At 69.6% G+C, this 18,799-nt stretch carries 18 protein-coding genes and 2 pseudogenes; 11 read left to right on the forward strand and 9 right to left on the reverse strand.

From position 1 onward, the window contains the following. The first annotated feature begins 111 nt into the window (after positions 1 to 111). Positions 112 to 687, forward strand: coding sequence for a dihydrofolate reductase family protein (locus O3X23_RS25950; RefSeq protein ID WP_269273964.1), 576 nt, complete (start codon positions 112 to 114; stop codon positions 685 to 687). Between the two features lie 466 nt (positions 688 to 1,153). On the opposite strand, the gene mihF is transcribed toward O3X23_RS25950, so the two are convergent. Both mihF and O3X23_RS25960 read right to left on the reverse strand, forming a co-directional pair. Further along, positions 1,154 to 1,468 carry an integration host factor, actinobacterial type gene (mihF, locus tag O3X23_RS25955; RefSeq protein WP_269273984.1) on the reverse strand — a complete coding sequence of 105 codons (315 nt, stop codon included), beginning with the start codon at positions 1,466 to 1,468 and terminating at the stop codon, positions 1,154 to 1,156. 36 nt (positions 1,469 to 1,504) lie between these two features. Beyond that, positions 1,505 to 2,089 (reverse strand): annotated as a pseudogene (locus tag O3X23_RS25960) (TetR/AcrR family transcriptional regulator); the annotation flags it as partial. A gap of 162 nt (positions 2,090 to 2,251) precedes the next feature. Between O3X23_RS25960 and O3X23_RS25965 the strand changes: the two are divergent. Continuing rightward, complete coding sequence (locus O3X23_RS25965; RefSeq protein WP_269273965.1) at positions 2,252 to 3,214, forward strand: zinc-binding dehydrogenase; 963 nt, start codon at positions 2,252 to 2,254, stop codon at positions 3,212 to 3,214. 643 nt (positions 3,215 to 3,857) lie between these two features. Next, positions 3,858 to 3,971 (forward strand): hypothetical protein, encoded by a 114-nt coding sequence (locus O3X23_RS25970; RefSeq protein ID WP_269273985.1) that lies wholly within the window; start codon positions 3,858 to 3,860, stop codon positions 3,969 to 3,971. Positions 3,972 to 4,148: 177 nt separating this feature from the next. On the opposite strand, the gene O3X23_RS25975 is transcribed toward O3X23_RS25970, so the two are convergent. Further along, positions 4,149 to 4,931, reverse strand: a complete 783-nt coding sequence (locus O3X23_RS25975; protein WP_269273966.1) for a TetR/AcrR family transcriptional regulator — start codon at positions 4,929 to 4,931, stop codon at positions 4,149 to 4,151. A gap of 88 nt (positions 4,932 to 5,019) precedes the next feature. Between O3X23_RS25975 and O3X23_RS25980 the strand changes: the two are divergent. The 5 genes and pseudogenes from O3X23_RS25980 (at position 5,020) to O3X23_RS26000 (ending at position 8,286) form a co-directional block, all read left to right on the forward strand. Further along, positions 5,020 to 5,977, forward strand: a pseudogene (locus O3X23_RS25980) (alpha/beta fold hydrolase). Positions 5,978 to 6,198: 221 nt separating this feature from the next. Continuing rightward, complete coding sequence (locus O3X23_RS25985) at positions 6,199 to 6,462, forward strand: hypothetical protein (protein WP_269273967.1); 264 nt, start codon at positions 6,199 to 6,201, stop codon at positions 6,460 to 6,462. A 2-nt stretch (positions 6,463 to 6,464) separates the two neighbouring features. Continuing rightward, positions 6,465 to 6,839, forward strand: coding sequence for a fic family toxin-antitoxin system, toxin component (locus tag O3X23_RS25990; RefSeq protein ID WP_269273986.1), 375 nt, complete (start codon positions 6,465 to 6,467; stop codon positions 6,837 to 6,839). Continuing rightward, positions 6,839 to 7,510 carry an adenylate kinase family protein gene (locus O3X23_RS25995; RefSeq protein ID WP_269273968.1) on the forward strand — a complete coding sequence of 224 codons (672 nt, stop codon included), beginning with the start codon at positions 6,839 to 6,841 and terminating at the stop codon, positions 7,508 to 7,510. Before O3X23_RS25990 ends, O3X23_RS25995 begins: the two co-directional genes overlap by 1 nt. 335 nt (positions 7,511 to 7,845) lie before the next feature. Continuing rightward, positions 7,846 to 8,286, forward strand: a complete 441-nt coding sequence (locus tag O3X23_RS26000) for a VOC family protein (RefSeq protein ID WP_269273969.1) — start codon at positions 7,846 to 7,848, stop codon at positions 8,284 to 8,286. A 341-nt stretch (positions 8,287 to 8,627) separates the two neighbouring features. Here the strand turns inward: O3X23_RS26000 and O3X23_RS26005 are convergent, their stop codons facing one another. From O3X23_RS26005 to O3X23_RS26015, 3 genes are all read right to left on the reverse strand, one after another. Next, the gene (locus tag O3X23_RS26005) at positions 8,628 to 9,296 is read right to left on the reverse strand and encodes a class I SAM-dependent DNA methyltransferase (protein WP_269273970.1); all 669 of its coding nucleotides are present in this window, start codon (positions 9,294 to 9,296) and stop codon (positions 8,628 to 8,630) included. A 187-nt stretch (positions 9,297 to 9,483) separates the two neighbouring features. Continuing rightward, positions 9,484 to 10,932 carry a WGR domain-containing protein gene (locus O3X23_RS26010; protein ID WP_269273971.1) on the reverse strand — a complete coding sequence of 483 codons (1,449 nt, stop codon included), beginning with the start codon at positions 10,930 to 10,932 and terminating at the stop codon, positions 9,484 to 9,486. Between the two features lie 374 nt (positions 10,933 to 11,306). Next, complete coding sequence (locus O3X23_RS26015) at positions 11,307 to 12,068, reverse strand: hypothetical protein (RefSeq protein WP_269273972.1); 762 nt, start codon at positions 12,066 to 12,068, stop codon at positions 11,307 to 11,309. 610 nt (positions 12,069 to 12,678) lie between these two features. Here O3X23_RS26015 and gyrB point away from each other — a divergent pair. Further along, the gene (gyrB, locus tag O3X23_RS26020; RefSeq protein WP_269273973.1) at positions 12,679 to 14,712 is read left to right on the forward strand and encodes a DNA topoisomerase (ATP-hydrolyzing) subunit B; all 2,034 of its coding nucleotides are present in this window, start codon (positions 12,679 to 12,681) and stop codon (positions 14,710 to 14,712) included. Between the two features lie 76 nt (positions 14,713 to 14,788). On the opposite strand, the gene O3X23_RS26025 is transcribed toward gyrB, so the two are convergent. Beyond that, positions 14,789 to 15,433, reverse strand: a complete 645-nt coding sequence (locus tag O3X23_RS26025) for a dihydrofolate reductase family protein (RefSeq protein ID WP_269273974.1) — start codon at positions 15,431 to 15,433, stop codon at positions 14,789 to 14,791. 237 nt (positions 15,434 to 15,670) lie between these two features. Here O3X23_RS26025 and O3X23_RS44305 point away from each other — a divergent pair, with 237 nt between their 5' ends. Continuing rightward, positions 15,671 to 15,796: a hypothetical protein gene (locus O3X23_RS44305; RefSeq protein WP_443047975.1), complete on the forward strand. Its 126-nt coding sequence runs from the start codon at positions 15,671 to 15,673 to the stop codon at positions 15,794 to 15,796. Beyond that, the gene (locus tag O3X23_RS26035) at positions 15,793 to 16,635 is read left to right on the forward strand and encodes an alpha/beta fold hydrolase (protein WP_269273975.1); all 843 of its coding nucleotides are present in this window, start codon (positions 15,793 to 15,795) and stop codon (positions 16,633 to 16,635) included. The genes O3X23_RS44305 and O3X23_RS26035 overlap by 4 nt, the downstream gene beginning before the upstream one ends. Before the next feature lie 326 nt (positions 16,636 to 16,961). On the opposite strand, the gene O3X23_RS26040 is transcribed toward O3X23_RS26035, so the two are convergent. Both O3X23_RS26040 and O3X23_RS26045 read right to left on the reverse strand, forming a co-directional pair. After that, complete coding sequence (locus tag O3X23_RS26040; RefSeq protein ID WP_269273976.1) at positions 16,962 to 17,402, reverse strand: hypothetical protein; 441 nt, start codon at positions 17,400 to 17,402, stop codon at positions 16,962 to 16,964. A 528-nt stretch (positions 17,403 to 17,930) separates the two neighbouring features. Continuing rightward, on the reverse strand, positions 17,931 to 18,689 hold the full coding sequence (locus O3X23_RS26045; RefSeq protein WP_269273977.1) for a hypothetical protein: 759 nt from the start codon (positions 18,687 to 18,689) through the stop codon (positions 17,931 to 17,933). Between the last annotated feature and the right edge of the window lie 110 nt (positions 18,690 to 18,799).

The raw sequence follows: 18,799 nt of genomic DNA on the forward strand, positions 1-18,799 counted from the left end.
GATTCCCGGGTTCACGGGCGATGAGTTTCACCGCGAGGGTCAGTCGGTATATCGACAGACACGATCAGCCCCATGCGGCCCGGGGCCGTCTACCACCCCACGGAGGACCTCATGTCCGCTCCCTACACCTTCGACGTCTTTTCCAGTCTCGACGGCTTCGGCGCCGCCGGGGGCGACTGGAGCGGGTATTGGGGGAAGCAAGGAACCGAATTCCTCGACCACCGCCTGACCCAGTACGCCCCGGAGCAGCGGATGGTCCTCGGAGCCAACACCTATCGAGCCTTTGTGGGCATCCTGGCTTCCGGCACCGAGGAGTCCGTGCGCGACCCCTGGGTCACCCGGATGCTGCACCTGCCGACCACGGTGGTGTCGAGCAGTTTGAACGAGCCCCTGGACTGGCCGGACGCGACCGTCGCGCCGGGCGACGCCGTCGACGTCGTGGCCCGGCTGAAGAAGGAGTCCGCGGTGCCGTTGCGCTCACACGGCAGCCTGTCGATGAACCGGGCGCTGATGGCCGCAGGCCTGGTCGACCGCGTCCAGGTCACGGTCTTCCCAGTGATCACCGGGAGCACCGGATTGCACTCGATCTTCCACGGCGCGGCGGACTTCGACCTCGAGCTGATCGAGAGCCGAACGCTCGGCGGCCAGATCCAGGAACTTATCTACCGGCCGACCCTGCACTCGTGAGCCCTCGTCGCGAGCACCGCTCGAAAGTCATGGGCCAGGCCGCGCCGCGGAAACTCAGACCCGACCGGCGACCCGACGTGCTCAGGGAGTTGAAGGCCCGGCACACCTCAGCCGGGCGCGCCAACCCGGGGTGGCCCCCTGCCCCGCACCGCATCTACAAGCCGATGGTGCCTTCCGGCCGCCGGCCCGCGCCGGGCCGCAGGTGAGAGAGGTCATCCGGGCTCGAATCGTGCTTACTGCCGCCGAGGATTCGAGCAACGGCTTCATCGCATCCTGGCGCGCCAGCATGGGGCCATCCCCCGCGCGCGGGAAGCAGCGGGCCGTCGGCGAATACACCGAGCTGCACGCAGGGGCCATCCCCGCGGCCAGCCTCGCCAAAGCCGCGCAGTACACGTACTGGTCACGGCTGCGCACCAGGCCCAACGGGCAGTCATCGCCCTGGCCGGTTCCGGAACGGCACGCTCGGTCAGTCGGTGGGTGGGAAGAGCGCAAGGAGCCGTGCGCGCTGCGCGGAGCCGAGGCCCTGGACGCGGCGGCTCTCGGCGATTCCGAGGTCGGCGAGCAGTTGGCGAGCGCGGACGGCACCGATGCCGGGAAGTGATTCCAGGAGGCGGCGTACGCGGATCTTGCCGACCACCGCGTCCTTTCGGCTGAGCAGGTCCGTGAGCGGCAGGGTCCCTGCCTTGAGCTGGGCCATCAGGTCCCCGCGCTCCTTGCGGACGGCCTTCGCCTTCTCCAGCGCTTGGGCCCTCTGGGACGGGGTCAATGCGGGTAGATCCATCAGCTGTTCTCCTTGTTCGCGTGATGCTCGCGTGCGCGCTGCCGACTCCGGCGCGGCGCGGAACGCCTCGATCACGTAGGCGGCGAAGCGGCTGGAGGCCGTGAGCCGGGCTGGGCGGGGCGTGTGCTGGAGGCCCTGGTGGGCGGTGAGCATCAGAATCAGGTCATCGACGATGAAGCCAGGGCGCAGCGCGCCCGTCTCCTGGGCGCGGCGGGCCAGTTCGGTGACCGCGCGCGAGGTCCGCTCGCGGTCGGCGGCGAAGTCCATGGACTGAGGGAAGGCCGTCATGAAGGCGTCGGCGAATCCGCGGCTGTGGGCGTGCAGGTCGCAGATCCGCTTGATCAGGTCCTGGAATCCGTGCCACGGGTCCGCGTCCGCGAGGGCGTCGCGGACGGCGGCGTGACAGGCTCGGTGCTGCTCGGTGAAGGTCTGCTCGATCAGTTCCCGCTTGGTCGGAAAATGCCGGTACAGCGTGGCAGGGGCGAGGTCCGCGTGCCGGGCGACGGCGCGCATGGGGGCGTTCAGGCCCTCCTCGCCGAACACCGAGCGGGCGGCGTCCAGGATGCGGGCCCGGTTGTCGCGGGCGTCGCAGCGCACGGTCTGAGGCAAGTGGCCGGTCATCGTCTCTCACTTCAGCCGGGCGGACGGGCGCGTCCGTTACGGTCCGTTGGCGGTGCCGCCACCTCCGTCCGGCAATCCGTCGGCGGCCCCGATGGTAGGGCCGATGCGCTACCCACGGTTGCAGTACCAGCGTGTGTCCGTCCACCGACCCGAGGAGCAGAGATGAAGGCCGTCGTTGTCAGAACGTTCGGAGACCCTGAGGGACTGGAGGTCATCGACGTACCCGTGCCCGTGCCGGCTCCGGGCCAGGTGCGGATCGTCACCGAGGCGATCGGAGTGGGCGGGGTGGATGCCATGATCCGCCGGGGAGCGCTCGCCGCCTACGGCTTCCGAGCGGGCCATCTCCTCGGCAGTGAGGTCGCGGGACGCGTCACCGCGGTGGGAGAGGGCGTCGACGTGTCGTGGATCGGGCGGCGGGCATGGGCGTTCACCGGCCTGTCCGGTGGGTATGCCGAGCAGGCCGTCGCCGCGGTCGATGACGTGCTGCCACTTCCCCACAGCCTGACCGGCAGTGACGCGGTTGCTCTCGGTGGCTCCGGCGTGGTCGCCCACTTCGCCCTGGAACGGGCCCGTCTGGCAGTCGGGGAGACGGTGCTCGTGCGCGGAGCGGCGGGCAGCATCGGGATCACGGCGGTCCAGCTCGCAGCCAGGAACCGCGCGGGCGCGGTGGCGGTCACCACCTCATCGGCCGAGCGCGGTACCCGCCTGAAGGAACTGGGCGCCACGCACGTCCTGAACCGCTCCGGGGAGGGCGACAGAGACGCACCGGCGGGCTTCGACGTGGTGATCGACGTCGTGGGAGGCCCCCAGCTTCCCGTCTTCCTGGACAGGTTGAACGCCAACGGGCGGTACGTGGCCGTGGGCGTGGTCGGTGGGCAGCCGCCGGCAGACTTCGGTATGCGGCTGATGGATGCCTTCCGCAGATCGCTGTCCTTCGCCACCTTCAGCTCCGACACCGTGCCCGGCCCCGACCGGCAGGCGGTGCGGTCCTCCCAGTTCGCCGATGCCGCGCTCGGAGACCTGCGCACGATCGTGCACGAGGTGCTGCCGCTGGAGCAGGCGGCACTGGCCCACCACAAGATGGACGCGGGAGAGGTGTTCGGGAGGGTCGTGCTGGTGCCCTGAGCGGGACAGAGCCGGTGTCCGCCGCGCCGCCGGACACCGGACAACGGGGCCGCTCGGGCGCACAGAATCCTCCATCGCATCGTCGGGAGCCCGCCCCACGACGCTCCGTGGGATGTCCGACGTACCGCCGGCGCCGCGCTCCTGAACGGCGCAACGGATGTCGAACAGCCCAGCCTCGGACCGCCGGCGCCCGACCGGTCGTCCTCCGGATCACTGCCAGATCGCCTGAGACCCATCCGACACCCATTGATGGACAGGTCACCCTCACCCGTCGGCGGCTGGCCGTCTTGTACGCCGGCGGCTACAGATGCACCATTTCGGCCCGCATGGCTGGAGTCCCTCCACACCGCGTTGGGCAGTCACCGTCGGTGACGATGTTTCGTTTCGGAGATTGCGCGGGGGACAGCTCCCATGGGCACGTTGCGCCGTACGGAACATACCGGACGCCGCGCAGTGGTTCGCGTCTGCGCACGCGCAACCGCCGTGATCAAGTACCGGGCTCCAGCAGCGTCCCGCCGACGCTGGCGGGCCCGCGCGGCATCCGTGTCAACGCGATCATGCCGGGACCGTCGGACACCGACGGCACCAGGGCCATGGGCTATGTCGGGTCGGATCAGGAGACACAGGCGATCGCCGCAACCCCCTGGGCCGCACGGGCAACCCCGACGACTACGGCCCGCTTGTCGCCTTCCTGGCTTCCGACGACGCGCGCTGGATCACCGGGAATGCCATCCTCGCTTCCGGAGACATGCGCTGACGCCCCACTACTTCTCCCCTGACGGTAGTCCCGAGGGCGCCTTGGACCACGCCTGCGGCCATGACCTCGATATGCCGGATATCTGACGCACCGCCACGCGGCAGCGGGCCGGAGTCGACCCCGAAGGACTTCCAGCTCCGAGTACTTAGTGGTCGGCGCTGGAAATCCTTTGAGGCATCAGGAGGCTGCGGTCGACCCCGGACTGGCCGCGGGTGGCTCTGCCTCCGCGCGACCGCGCACGGAGGTCGCTCCGATGGCGTCGGGCTGAAGGAGCCCGGTGAGTACGCGGATGAGGATGCGGACCAAGAGCGATTCCGGTGAATCCTCGGCCTCGGGCGGCTGCCCGGTCAGGGCGGTGGCGAGGTGGGGGTGGTGGCCCGCCATGGCGACCTGGGTGAGATATTCCGTCTGGGCCTGCTGCCACTGCGGGATGGTCTGCCCAGCGAGACGCTGGATCACCTCGGCGCGAGTCAGAGTGGAGACGACGGCATTGAGGATCGCGATGGCCTCCAGCTTGGTCCGGGGACTGACGTCGAGGTCGGCCAGTGCGGCCAGGGCGTGCTCCAGGTAGGTGACCGCGTGCGGTCCCACCGGGGTCCTCGTCGCGGTCGCGTCGAGCAGCCATGGGTGCGCGAGGTAGACGCTCCTGCTCTGCCGGGCCAGGGCGAGCAGGTCGTCGAGCCAGTGTCCGGAGCCGAGCGCGGCGTAGGAGATCTCGCCGTTGACCTGGTCGATCATCAGTTCCAGCAGTTCGTCGCGGGTGGCCACATAGCGGTAGAGGGATGCCGGCCCGGCCCCGAGGGCGACCGCCACGGCCCGCATGGTGACGGCGGGCAGGCCGTCTGCGTCGCCCAGGGCGATCCCGGCGGCGGCGATGCGGTCGCGGTCGAACGTGGGCGTCGGGCCGCGTCCGGCGCGTTCGGGGCGCAGCCAGATGCTGTGGGCGGACGGCTCGGTCATGGCCCCTCCTGTTCTGCGAACGGCGTATGCAGTACCTTAGGCCATATGAACTGCGAACATGGATCGCAGTAAATGGGAGAGAGCCGACATGCCCCAGATGCAGCCGCAGCAGGAGTGGACGCCGACCCGGTACGCGCACAACGGCGACGTGCAGGTGGCCTTCGACCAACTGAAGGGCTCTGAGGGCGAACCGTTGCTGCTCATCATGGGCTTGGCCACCGCCCGGTTCTGGTGGCCGGCCGGGCTGTGCCAGGCCTTCGGCGACGCCGGGTTCGCCGTGGCCCGCTACGACCAGCGCGACGCCGGCCAGTCGACCCGGATGCCGGACACCGCCACCACCAACCCCTTCAAAGCGCTGTTCGCCAAGCGCGGGGACGCCTACACCTCCGAGGACATGACCGACGACGCCATCGCTGTGCTGGACGAACTCGCCTGGGAGAAAGCCCATGTCTTCGGCCACTCCCTCGGCGGCGCAATCGCGCAGCGGATCGCGCTGCGACACCCCGACCGGGTGCTCAGCGTCACCTCCTCGGCGGCCCTGCCCAGCGACGTCTCCGGCCTGGGGGTCCTGCGCTACCTGCGGTTCGGCCTGCTCGCCAAGCTCGCCCGGACCAAGTTCCCCGAGGGCCGCGAGGGCGACATCGAGGCCGCCCTCACCGTCTGGCGCGGCATCGCATCCCCCGGCTACCCCTTCGACGAGGCCGCGGCCCGCGCCTGGGTCGAGGCCGACGTGGACAGCGGCCCGCGCGACAACAAGGCACAGAGCCGCCAGATCGGCGCCCAGTGGCACGGACCCAGGCTCAAGGACCTGCGCAGGCCCACCCTGGTCCTGCACGGCGAGCAGGACCCGATCCATCCTGCGTGTCAGCGCGGGCCGCGCCACCGCCCGGGCCATCGACGGCGCCCGCCTGGTGACCTACCCGGGCGTCGGCCACGACCTCCCCGCAGCCCTGTGGACCGACATCGCCCGCCAGGTCAGCGACATGGCGGTCCGTCAGCTGCGGCCAGGCAGTGCGGGCGTGCTCGGACAGCCGCTGGGCGAGTGACAGCCCGGTGCACTCCGGCGTCGTGGGCACGGTGGCCATCCTCGAGACGGAGGACGCCGTCCGGCCGGCCGGCGGTCTCGGAGTCCCCGATGGTCCGTAGCCTGCCGCCCAGCCACGTCTTCGGGCATAGCGCCGGAGGATCAGCCGCAGTCCCCCGGGTGAGGGACGGCTTGGCCTGTCAGCCCTTCACACACCTGCTACCACCCTGCTACCTTCAGGGGGTGAGCAGTGACAAGAAGCAGACTCAGCTGCGGTTGGAGCCCACCGTGCTTGCCGCGGGCAAGAACGCCGCGGCCGCCCGTGGCCTGGATTTCAACCGCTACATCGAGCGCCTCATCGCCGAGGACACCAGCGGCGCCCGCGCGGCCGGCATGGCCGCCGCCCAGCGGCTGATCGACACCCACGGTGACTTCCTCGACAACCTGGAAGCCGACCTCGACGCACAGCACACGCCGGCCCCGAGCACCCGGGACGCTGCTGCGTGAGCATGGCGTTGCACGTCGACCTGTCCTGGATCCTGGAAGCCGCCGAACGTGCCGGTCACCGCGATCCCACCCCGGACGACCTCGGAGTGCCGATCGCGGCAGTCGCCCGCCACCGCGCGGAACTCCTTGAGCAACCCGTCTACGGCGGCCCCTACGCCCGCGCCGCCGCTCTGGTGCATACCCTCGGCCGGTGCCGTTGGCTGGAGCGCTCCAACCTCACGGTCGCCTGCACCGTCGCCACGATGTATCTGAACGCCAGCGGCGTCCCCGTCGACCCCACCCGTGAGCAGCTCACCGCGCTGGCGCGCGAACTGTACGACCCACGCTCGACCGCAGCCGGCGTCGCCCAGCAGCTGCGCAGCTGGGGGGTGAGCTGATGCGTGTCGTCATCTTGCAACCGCCGGCGTGGCTGTGGGAGACGCCCGGCAATTCGCTGGCTCAGGCCCTGGCAGTGCCACATATCAGCTTCGGCGATCTCGTGCGCGCTCACGTCCGCCAGCGCACCGAGCTGGGCATCCGGTTCATGGAGAGCATGAACTCCGGCGAGCTACCCCCGGACGAGCTCCTGGCCGCGACCGTCCGCGACCACCTGCGCCGGGAGGCCCCTGCAGGCTTCCTGATCGACCACCACCCTCTCAACACCACCCAAGCACGGGCCCTGGACGAACTGCTTCACGAACTCAGCTCGCCCCTCGACGCCGTGGTGCACCTTCACCTTCCCGAACAGGAGGTGGAGCGCCACGTCCGGCGCCAGGCCTCCCGTCGCGTCTGCTCCAACGACACGGCCCACCCCTGCGAGCCAGCAGCGGACCATCTTGCCGCCGAGCGCGTCTGCAACGTCTGCGGCGGCGATCTCTACCAGCGTCAGGACGACCAGGAGAGCACCGTCCGCGATCGGTTCAGCAGGCACGAAGCGATGGTAGAGCCCATTACCCGGCACTATGCCGAGCAAGAGCTTCTCGTCACGGTCGACGCTGTCGGCACGCCCGAGGAGATAGCCGGTCGAGCGCTCACCGCCCTACGGCAGCACAACCGCGGGCATCGCTGACCGCTGAGACGCCCTTGTCGACTACGGCGGCCATCGGTGGGGCAGCCGACGCCGCCGCTGCCTGCCTTTCCTGGCCGCGGTCAGCGCGGCCCCCGCTCGCGCCGGCGCCGCACGGCGGGCTCTGGACGGGTGCGGTGAGGGCGAGCGGCACGAGAAACTCCGCCCACCAAGGGAGACCCGTGGCGTCCGGCTCGCGAGCCTGCTGGGCGGCGCTGAGGCGCGATCCAGATTTTTCTCAGTTCGGCGGCCCGAGGATGTCGAGAACGGGCCACCAGCTCCGTCCCAGGGACATCAGCGGCCACTACCGGCCGCACACGGAAGAAGGAGAAACCAGCATGGCTGTTCAGCGGATGGACAACGTCGGCATCGTCGTCGAGGACATGGATGCCGCCATCGCGTTCTTCGTGGAACTCGGTCTGGAGCTGGAGGGCAGGGCACAGGTCGAGGGCCTGTTCGCCGACCAGTGCACCGGACTCGACGGCGTCCGCTGTGACATCGCGATGGTCCGGACCCCGGACGGTCACAGCCGACTCGAGCTGGCGAAGTACCACAACCCCGCGGTGATCAGCGACGGGCCGCGCAACCGGCCGCACAACATTCTCGGCACGCACCGCGTCATGTTCGCCGTCGACGACATCAAGGACACCGTCGCCCGCCTGCGCCCACACGGCGCCGAACTCATCGGCCAGATCGCCCGGTTCGAGGACAGCTACCTGCTGTGCTACCTCCGCGGCCCGGAAGGCATCATCGTCGGACTGGCCGAGCAACTGGGCTGAGAAGGACGAACCCAGCCATGCGGCCCGCACGCGATCATCGAGGTTCCGAACCGCCCGAACAGCCAGGCACTGCCGACGACCGTGCATGTGCACCGGGATAAGCCTGGAGAGCCACGGTCCGGGGCCCGCCTTCGTCACCACGTCGCAGGTCTGGCTTGACCAGGTCCTCCTGGGCCCGTGGGGGCACGGCGCGGTGGCCTCGATCTGCGCGGAGCTGAGGGAAGGACCGAGGGTGGTGGATCGCCTACCGGACGGAAACCCTCCCCGGCGGGACGCCGGGCCGGTGAGCCCGGGCAGGTAGGGGTGTGGGTGCCTGGCTCCCCCACCCGGGAGTCTGCTCCTCAGGCGGGGCGCTTCGCCATGACGACCAGACCCGGCCCGCTCTGCTCATCCGCGGGCAGCCGCAGTTCGGCGACCGGGCGCAGTCCTGCCTGCTCGATCAGGTCCACGAGCTGCTCCGGCTGCCACTGGTGCGTCGTCCAACGAACGGGTACTCCCCCGTAAGCCTCGGTGCGTACCGCGTCCTGGTCCCCGACGTGGGTGGCGGTGATGAAGTGCCCGCCGGGCTTGAGGGCGTGCGTGACATGGGCCAGGACCTGCGGGAGGACGGCGCGGGGGAGGTTGAACAGCGACCACCACCCCAGCACGCCGCCCAGGGACGCTTGATCGAGGTCGAGCTCGGTGGCAGAGGCGACACGGAAGCGGCATTGCGGATGCAGGCGACGCGCGTTGTCGATCATGCGGGGAGACAGGTCCACTCCGGATACGTCGAGTCCACGCTCGGCAAGGTACGCGGTCACCGTGCCGGGGCCGCAGCCGACGTCGAGGACGGGCCCGAGCTCGCCCACAGTATCGGCGAAGGCGTCGATCGACGCCTTGAGCCAGGGCTGACGCCGGATATCGCCCATACCCGTCGTCACCACCAGGTGGGCGTAGTTGTCCGCCACCCGGTCATAAGACGCGCGAACCACGTCAAGATCATCCGGGCGGTCCATACGAGGTGAGCGCATCAACCCACCCTAGAACAGTGGCCAGGGGGGTGAGTTGCCCTGGGTGAGCCAAGCTCAGCGCGCAACGCCACCGCACGCGCCCTCGACCATGTGGCATACCCGGCGCCGCACGAGGCCGCGGCACGCAGGTCGACGCGGACAGCCCGGCCTGGAAGGGGAGCAGGAGGCCGGGGCACCGTCCGCAGGCTTACACCAGTTGCTTGATCTCGCCGCGCACCCGGTAGAAACCACCCGACGAGGTGTGCAGCGCGTCCACCACATAGCGGGCGCCGACCTGCCGTATGGAGCGCGGGAACTGGACGTGCCACGTCGGCTCATAGCCGTCCGAGACGACATGGACCCGCAGCCGCCCGGCAACCTGTACGCACTCCACGACGATCCCGGCCCCCGGCGCGGGCACCGCGCTCACCGTCGCCAGGGTCGCGGACGGGGTGTAAGTCGGCAGCGCGGCTGCTTCTTTGACATCCCTGGCCACCGGCACCGTGCCGGTCTGCGCCGCCGCGATCGCCGCCGCGCTGGCGTCGATGCAGGCCAGCGAGCCGTCCGTAGTCACGATGTACAGCTTCTCGTCCCGGTACTGCATCGACAGCGCTGAGCCCCCGCCCGTGCCCAGCTTCCACAGCCGGGTGCCGTCGGCGTCGAAACAGTAGACCGAGGAGGCGGAATCGCCCGCGAAGACGTACTGGCCGCCCTGGGACGTGGCGCAGGAGTACACCGCGGTGTCACAGGCGTACGTCGCCTCGATCCGGCCCGTCCCCTTCGACAGCCGCTCCACCACGCGCCGCCCCGTGCCCGCGTACACAGCGGTGTCCTCCTGCCACCCGAACAGCACGTTCCCCGTGGTCCGGGTGTGCCACAACTCCCCGCTGCCGTCGGCCGCGTAGGCCGTCACCCCGTGGTTGTGCCCGTGGAAGACCGCACGGTCGTCCGCCCGCACCATCCACGCGCTCGAACCCCCCGACCTGCGCGACCACTGGAACTCGTCCTCGTGGTCGATGACGGTCAGACCGCCGTCGCGGTCGGCGACGTTCAGCACGCCCTCGTGGATGTCCAGCCAGAAGATGTCCACGTCGTCGGCGATCTCATAGGCGGCGAAGGGCACCTTCGACGACAGGTCGTACACCTTGCCGTCGTCGCACCCCGCATAGATCCAGAAGTCGTCCGCCACCAGGCACTTGACCCCGTCCGGCAGGGAGAACCGGGCCAGTACCTCGCCGTCGTGGCCCAGGGTGTAGACATCGCCGCGCTGGTTGCCCACCCAGCAGCGGTCCTCGTCGATATGGATCCCGAAGGCTGAATCGCCCGTGCGGAACCGCCACAGCACCGGCGCCGTCGCCCGCGCCGTGGAGGGTGCCGAGGTCACCTCGCGTCGTGTCACCGCACGCGCGGCGCGCTGCCCGGGCACTGCGGGCGCGTATCCCTTCCGGATCTTCTCACCTATCTTCTTCGCCGCTGCGGCCTTCGCCTTCTCCGCCGTGGGGAACGTCGAGACCTGAAGCTGTCCGCCTGCGCCGATCCGCCCATATCGCACGGAAACCGTTGTGCCATTGACGGTCACCTCGTAGAACTTGTGCGCCCCGCCATCGTCCTGCGACAGCTCCAAATACGTCGTCACTTCCGCCTGCGCAGCCGCCATGGCACACCCCTCCCACGAACCGGCCAGTGCGGCCGATCTTCAGTGATCTCAACGTAGTCGCCGTCACTGACAATCGGTCACACCGAGCTGTGACCGCAGGTCGGGCGCCGGAGAGCGGCGTCGTTCCCCGCGACGTCGCCGCCGACCGACTCCGATGACCGAGGCCGGCCCCTCGCGTCCGCGGCCCGAGTCCCCGGGACCGTCGGGCCCCTGTGTCGCGTCGAGAGAAGGTGTCCGGCAACACCCGTCGGGTCTGCGTGCCTGGTCATCTGTGCCAGCCACCTTGGGCCCGGTAGAGAATTGCGGGCTGCGTCGGGGATCTTGTGATGCGGTCCGCTCCGACGCACCGGCTTCCACCAAGGTCGTTCGGTGGATCAGCAGCGGTGGTCGGCCCAGTGCGGGTCACCCCAGCGGTCAGGACCGGTGACCCCGAGCAGCCGTATCCGGTGGAGCAGTTCTTCGGATGCGCCAATGGCACGTAGCCGGGCGGGAGCATGGCGGAGCAGCCAGACCGTCAGCTCGGCCCGCATCTGCTCCCCGTTCTCCCAAGCTTCCCACGGCAGTTCGTCATTGAGCAGGTCGCACTCCCACCGCGTCGCCGCTTCGACCAGGTGCTGGTCCGCCGCGGGCCCGGTCATTGCTTCCCAGGTGCGCAGCCACGGGCTCAGTGCGCCCGATGCCTCGGCGCCCAGGATGAGGACCTCGTACGCGGGTATGGCGGGTTCCGGGTCGGTGAGCGTGTACGTCCACCAGGCGTGCAGGAATTCCTCGACTGCCGCGGCCTGCTCAGGGGGCCATTGCTGCCAGCGGCCGAGTATGAATGAGCGCCCGACCGTCTCCATACCGAAGGTGGACTCGATCAGGCCACTGACGAGGGCCGTGGCGAACTGGGGCAGAATCCTGCGCAGGACGGATGCCTGGTCGCTCCAGTCGGTGGCCTGCCAGGTGCGCCGTAGGAGATCGGGGTCCAGCTCGGTGTCTGCCACCTTGAGCTGGGCAACATCTTCGGCGCTGCCCCAGTGGCAGTCGCAGTTGATCTCGTCGGGGTGGGCGGTCATACCCCGGAAGGTGGCTGCCAGGCCGTCGAGTGCGGCGTCGAGGCGAAGTCGGGCGTGGGACTGGTCGAGGGTCAGCATGAACGTTCGCCTTCGAGGACTCCGGGAGGTCGCACCGCCCGAAGATCACTAACTTACCGGGGCAGACCGCGGCCCGCCACCAACATCACAGCATCTCGATCGCTGCAGCCGCGCACAGCCGTCGCATCTGGGGCGGGACCTTCGGATAGTCCCTGGTAGCGCGGGAACGTCTTCGAGCACGACCGGTTTGTACACCCCGCGTCGGACCCGGACGGCACCCTCCGCCGGGCAGGTTTCGACGGGAAGCCGGGGCTGGTGGCCTGACGTAGCGCAACTGATGACCGCGGAGGGTGACGCCGAAAATAGTGCCTGGGTCTCTGCGCGGAAAGGCGCCAAGAAGTGCCCTGAGCGCCCATCTGTCGCATTTTCAGGGACTCAAGGCAGGGGGGATTGTCTTAGGTGGATTACGGGCCGCACGGTGGCGCATGGTTGCCCTCTCGCCCTCGGGTGAGGGGCATCTCCGATATTCTGGACAACGTCCCGGCGGTCAACGGGCCCGAGGCTGGTGAGCCTCTGGGCCTTGTTTGGGCTGCCTGTCTCCACCAGCCGTCCGACTGCTCCCGCACCGTGGTGCCGGAGCGCGGTCTGCCATGCCCGAAAGAGAGCATCCGTGACCACTTACGCCACTCGCACCACCATCGGTTCCCCCGGATCCCTGCAGTCCGGCCATGTGGGGGCGGCGGCGTACGACGCCAACACGATCACCGTTCTCGACGGCCTGGACGCCGTACGCAAGCGGCCCGGGATGTACATCGGCTCCACGGGAGAGCGGGGGCTGCACCACCTGGTGCAGGAGCTCGTGGACAACTCCGTGGACGAAGCACTGGCGGGGGTGGCCGACCGGATCGACGTGACGATCCTGGCCGACGGTGGCCTGCGGGTGGTCGACAACGGCCGCGGCATCCCGGTCGGAATGCACCCGGAGCAGCAGCGGCCGGCCATCGAGGTCGTGCTGACCGTGCTGCACGCGGGCGGGAAGTTCGGGGATGGCGGGTATGCGGTCTCCGGCGGCCTGCACGGCGTGGGCCTGTCGGTGGTCAACGCGCTGTCGACCCGGCTGTCGGCGGAGATCTGGACCGACGGCTACCGGTGGACGCAGGACTACCGGCACGGTGCTCCCGCCGCCCAACTGGCCCGGCACGAGGCCACTTCGCGTACGGGCACCTCGTTGACGTTCTGGGCAGACGGCGACATCTTCGAGACCACTGAATACTCGTTCGAGACGCTCGCCAGGCGTTTTCAGGAGATGGCTTTTCTCAACCGCGGGCTGACCCTGACCCTGGCCGACGAACGGCCCTCCGCGCGCGCGACGGCCGCGGCCGACAACGTCGACTCGGACCCGGCAGCGAAGACGGTCACCTACCGGTACGACGGCGGCATCACCGACTTCGTCGCCTACCTCAATTCTCGCAAGGGCGAGCCGGTCCATCCCTCGGTCATCACCATCGCGGCCGAGGGCACGGAACGGCTGCTGTCGGTTGAGGTCGCCCTGCAGTGGAATGGCCAGTACGCCGACAGTGTCTACTCCTACGCCAATGCGATCCACACCCATGAGGGCGGCACCCACGAGGAGGGCTTCCGCGCGGCCCTGACCACCGTGGTCAACCGCCACGCGCGGGAGAAGAAGCTGCTGCGGGAGAAGGACGCGAACCTCTCCGGCGAGGACATCCGCGAGGGCTTGACCGCGATCATCTCGGTCAAGCTCGGCGAGCCGCAGTTCGAGGGCCAGACCAAATCCAAGCTCGGCAACTCCGAGGCGCGCACCTTCGTGCAGAAGGTCGTCCACGAGCATCTGGCCGACTGGTTCGACCGTAACCCGAACGAGGCTGCGGACATCGTGCGCAAGGCCATCCAGGCAACCACGGCCCGGGTCGCTGCCCGCAAGGCGCGCGACCTGACCCGCCGAAAGGGCCTGTTGGAAACGGCGGCGCTGCCGGGCAAGCTGTCGGACTGCCAGTCGAACGACCCGGCGATGTCGGAGATCTTCATCGTCGAAGGAGATTCCGCCGGCGGTTCGGCCAAATCCGGCCGCAACCCGCAGTACCAGGCGATCCTCCCGATCCGCGGCAAGATCCTCAACGTGGAGAAGGCCCGGATCGACAAGGTCCTGCACAACCAGGAGATTCAGGCGATCATCTCCGCGTTCGGCACCGGCGTGCACGAGGACTTCACCATCGCCAAACTCCGCTATCACAAGATCATCTTGATGGCGGACGCCGATGTCGACGGCCAGCACATCAACACCCTGCTGCTGACCTTCCTGTTCCGCTTCATGCGACCACTGATCGAGGAGGGCCACGTCTACCTCTCCCGCCCCCCGCTGTACAAGATCAAGTGGAGCCGGGACCACATCGAATACGCCCACTCCGACCGCGGACGCGACCTGCTCCTGGAACGGGGCCGGCAGGACGGCCGCCGGATCAGGGACGACTCCATCCAGCGCTTCAAGGGCCTGGGCGAGATGAACGCCGAGGAACTGCGCGTCACCACCATGGACCCGGACCATCGGGTCCTGGGCCAGATCACCCTCGATGACGCAGCCGTCGCCGACGACCTCTTCTCGGTCCTGATGGGCGAGGACGTCGAAGCCCGCCGCCACTTCATCCAGCGCAACGCCAAGGACGTCCGCTTCCTCGACATCTGACCCTGCGCTGCTCCCGTACGGGGTCGACGGGGTCGTGCTGGACCGCAGCGGCGGCGGACGCACTTGGCGCGGGAGGCTAGTCGTCGCCCGCGGCAGCCTGATCGAGTGCGCTCATGTCCCCCGTCCCCGGCGTGCCGTCGGCGAGCCCGTAGCGCAGGTAGACGGTGCCCTTCGGGCTGGCGACCGGCGGTTCGAGGAGCGTGACGTTCGTGGGCACCGCACCGCCGTCGAACACCTTCTTCCCGCCGCCGAGCACGATGGGGTGTACCCACAGGTCAAGTCGGTCGAAGAGCTGCTCGCGCAGAAGCGTCTGCACCAGGTTCAGGCTCCCGACGACCCTCACGTGCTCGTGCCGATCGCGGATCTCGCGCACCGCGCCGGCCAGATCCGGGCCGAGCTGCGTGGACCCCGCCCACGAGAGGTCGGGCTTGCCGCGGGAGGCCACGTACTTCGGGACGCTGTTGAAGAGCGTGGCGAACTCGGTCTCCGCGCCGTCCTTCTGGTTCGGCCAGTAGGCGGCGAAGATGTCATACGTCCGCCGGCCGAGCAGGAGGGCGTCAGTGCCCTCGTACGCGGCATCGACCTGCGCCCCGGAGACCTCGTCCAGCAACGGCACCTGCCAGCCGCCGAACGGGAATCCCTCCGGGTCCTCGTCGGGGCCGCCGGGCGCCTGCCCGACGAGGTCGAGGGTTGAGAACAGTTCGATGTGGATGAGGCCCATGCCTTGCTCCCGATGAATCGGTTGTACCGGTCGAAAGGCAGACCGGTGCGCGCCCGAAGACTCATCGCTGCGACGGCGCCCGCTTTCGCGCTCGTCGCCACCCGCTCGCACATCGTGACCCGGACCCGTCTCCACGGCACCGCCACCGCGCGGGCCCGGTCCGGCTTTGCCCCAGACTCACCCACACGCTTCCAGCGTGAGCGATGAGTTTGGGCGCAGGATCGGGTCTGCTCCTACATGACTCGAATCATCGCTGACCTCTCGGTCTGGCTCGACGGCTTCGTGGCCGGGCCCGACCCCGGCCCCGACAACGACCTCGACCGCTCCGTACCTGCCCTGCGACGTCCTGCGGTGATCCGATGACAACCGTCAACGCCAAGGGAATCACCTTGGGCATCGAGTCGTTCGGTGACGATCACGCACCACTGGTCCTGCTCGCGGGCGGGACGACGATGCTCTCCTGGCCCGACGCGCTGTGCGAGCGCCTCGCTGCCGGCGGGCGCCGCGTGGTGCGCTACGACCTGCGCGACAGCGGGGAGTCGACGACGGCGGACCCGCTGGCGCCCGCCTACACCCTGCGCGACCTCGCCGCCGACGCGGCCGCTCTTGCCGAAGCGCTCGGCGGCGGGCCCGCGCACCTCGCGGGGATCGGCGTCGGCGGGATGGTCGCCCAGGTGGCCGTGCTCGACCATCCGGCCGCGTTCTCGGCGCTCACCCTGGCCGGCACCCGCGCGGTTGCGCCCGGCCCGCCCGACGATGGCCTCCCCGACCATGACCGGGCGACGATGAGCCGGCTGTTCACCCGTCCGATGCCCGACTGGACCGACCGCGAGGCGGTCGCGGAGTTCGCCGCCGCCGGCGCGGAGATCCTCGGCAACGACCCCGCCGCCGCGCGCACGATCGCCGCGCGCATCTGGGACCGCACGCCCGGCACCGCGCCCCCGGTCCAGATGGCCAACCAGATGGGCATGGTGTTCTCCAAGCTCGACTGCACACCCCGCTGGCGCGAGCGGCTGCCCGAGATCGAGGTCCCCACGCTCGTCGTCCACGGCCACCGCGACCCCTTCTTCCCCGTCGGCAACGGCGAGGCGATCGCGCGCGAGATCCCCGGGGCGCAGTTGCTCGTCCTCAAGGAGACCGCCACTGCGATCCCCGATGCGGCGGCCGGCGAGGTAGCCCAGGCGATGCTCACGCTCGGGTAGAGGGCGGTAGGTGCAGCGCGGCTTCGGCATCCGCGCAGCAGCCGGGAGCGGGAAGCGGAAACTCGACACGGCCGCGCCCGCGATATCTCCTGCGATCACTCCAACGAGTGACCACCTGAACGCCGATGATCAAGACCGAGGTGGTTGAGAACGAAGCTCAGCATCACATACGGGGACACCACACCGGCGTGCGGTGCCGGGGCCCGCGACGCGGTGGAGGCAGCCGAGCGCTTCGGCGCGCCCGACGGCCCGCACCGCCCGGCAACTGGCCGACGCGTTGCGGCCGGCGGGTCAGCTCGACGTACGGATCCGCCGGTGATCCCCGGTCAGCGGCGGCCTGCGGTCAGGATGACGAGGAACTGGCCGCCCCCCGCCTCCACGTCAGCGGTCACCGGCACCCCCGGCACCAGCCGGGAGAACCGGTCCACCAGCCAATCGGCCGCCTCCTGGGCGTCCCGCTTGGTAGGACAACGGCCCACCATCTCGCGGCCGCCCTTGCGCTCCAGCCGCTGGGCAACAGCGATCAGCGGCGCGGGCTCGACCACGTACAGACGCTCCGGCCAGGCGACAACCACCTTGACCGCGCCCTTACGGGAGTTGCACCCACGGTGCGCAAGCCGCTCGACCACCTTGGCCTTCCGGTCGGCGGTCCGGCTGTCGACGCTGGGCCCCCGCGGATCGTTCACCGACTCGTCGGGGTCGACCGGTTCGTCACACACCCAGCAGCGCCAACCATCGCGCTCCGCCACATCATCAAGAAGACTCACCCCAGCAAAGTAGCCTGCCCAGCCACCACCGCGCGCACCAGGGCCCAGCAAAGTGATAGCTCCGTGGTCGGCCATTGAAGAGTTGTGTGGCTGGAGAATTCGAGGTGCCGACAGGTAGGGGGTTCGGCCGCCGGTGAACGGCGGACCTCCGGCAGGCCCCTGCACATAATCTCCGGCCCTGGTTGATCGCCGCTCGGTCGACGTGGGAGGGGTCCGGCTGACCTATCAGGTGTCGGGCCCGCCGGACGTTGCCCTGCTTGTCCTGCTGCACGCTTTGGGCGAGAACGCCTGCCGTTGGGCGACGATCCCGCCCGCGGCGATGGTCGCCCCGCGGCCTCCGTACGGCGGTCTTGCGCGATCCCGGGCGCGCGGACACCGCGCCGACGGGTACACCGCCGCCCTTGCCGGCGCGCCCATCGAAGGCGCGGGGGCCCACGTGCTCAACGCGCTCCGGCGGGCATCCACGCGCCGCCGGCATGAGGGTGCCTGCATCACCGGCCGAAGGGCCGAAGCAGCGGCTGGTCGCGGTCATGGAAGGGGTGATGCCCGCCGGAGCGCTCCCCTCAGCCCCACCAGCGCGGCGACGGTTCCGGCGCCAATGGGAACAGACGGCCAGTACGCGATGCCTTTCCCGAACACCGCGCACACGATGAGTACGAGGATCGCCGCCATTCCGACCAGGAACCCGAACCCCGCAGGCCCCAGCCGCTGCTGCCGCTCCAGCCGTACGCGGCCGCCGAGACCGGCCAGGAACGCGACGACGTTCAGAGTGAGGGCGATCAGATACCCCATGATCAACGGGTACAGCACGACCAGCGGAATGTCCCATCCCCCCGGATGCCATCCAAGCCACATGGTCCGTCCGTCGATCTCCACGACCCGCCCGTGCCACAGGCCCGCCGCGACCCGCTGTCCCTCCTCAAGGCCCTTCGCGGAATCATCCGGGACGCCGTCCACCGTCTTCGTCTCGTCACCGACGCGCAGCTCGATCGTGTGCTTGGTGGTGACGATCCAGACGCCGTTACTGCCGTCCTGGCCTCCGCCGTTGCTGCCACGTGTCGTGTGGGACGTCAGCTTCGTGATGGTGGCCTCGGCCATCTGCAGCGACCCGTTCGACCGCGCGTGCGCGACGCCCGTTTCCTCGTAGGTGCGCATGGCGAGCAGCAGGATCAGGGCAGCCATGACCATGCGGAACACCCAGCGCAGCGCATGGCCTCGCACGGTCCTGGGCCGCCTCGTGCCCGGTCCCGTCTGCGATGTCGTGTCCCCGGTCTGCTCCTGCGTCATCGGGCCCCCCTCGCCTTCCGATCGGGGACGGACCAAAGGCGTCCCACCGGTTGACACGCCGCACATCTGACCATGGTTGCGGTCGAGCGTGCGGCCGGGTGCGCGGCGCC

This window comes from Streptomyces sp. H39-S7, assembly GCF_027158205.1.
Classification (GTDB): domain Bacteria; phylum Actinomycetota; class Actinomycetes; order Streptomycetales; family Streptomycetaceae; genus Actinacidiphila.